The 738-nt window shown below is 72.5% G+C and carries 1 protein-coding gene; it reads right to left on the minus strand.

Annotation, left to right across the window (positions count from 1 at the left end; genetic code table 11):
* Window positions 1-48 precede the first annotated feature (48 nt).
* A partial coding sequence (locus DPV74_RS41665; RefSeq protein ID WP_162923354.1) for an efflux transporter outer membrane subunit occupies window positions 49-738 on the minus strand: 690 nt, incomplete at its 5' end.

The following is a 738-nucleotide window of genomic DNA, read 5'->3' on the forward strand; positions in this document are numbered from 1 at the left end:
CCGCGCCCGCGGCGGCCGGCGCGGCGGCCGGCGGGGTGTCGGTGCGATTCATTGTTGGGCTCCGGGGTTCGTTGCGCCACCGAGCGCGGCGATCAGCCGGACGTGCTCGACGGCAAGTGAGGTATCGGCGCGAGCGACCGACCGGCGGTCTTCAAGCAGCCGGGTTTCGGCCAGCAGCACGTCCAGGTAGCCGGAAATGCCTTTCTGGTAGCGCCGCGTCTCGATGTCGTAGGTCTGCTGGGCGCGTGCCAGCGCATCGCGATTCAGGTCGCGCTGCCTGGCCAGCGCGTCGAGCTGCACGAGCGAGTCGCTGACCTGGGCGAGCGCGTTGACGACGGTGTCGTCGTAGTCGGCGACGGCGGCGTTGTACGCGTCGGTCTGCGCGCGCAGGCCGGCTCGCAGCCTGCCGCCTTCGAAGATCGGCAGCGTAATCGCGGGGCCGGCGCCGAACGTGCCGCTGCTGCCGTGAAGCAGCGCGCGAAAGCCGAAACTCTGCACGCCGGCGAACGCCATCAGGTTGATGTCCGGATAGAACGCCGCGCGGGCCGCGTCGATGTCGGCCGACGCGGCCTCGACGCGATAGCGGGCAGCCAGGATGTCGGGCCGGCGCCCGACGAGTGCGGCCGGGAGCGTCGCGGGCAACGGCGCGACGGCATGCAGCACGCGCGGTGACGGCGTGAGCGTGTCCGCATAACCGGGCCCGCGCCCGACGAGCGCCGCGAGCCGGTGGCGCAGCAG

This window comes from Burkholderia sp. HAN2018 (assembly GCF_024704855.1).
Lineage (GTDB): Bacteria > Pseudomonadota > Gammaproteobacteria > Burkholderiales > Burkholderiaceae > Burkholderia > Burkholderia cepacia.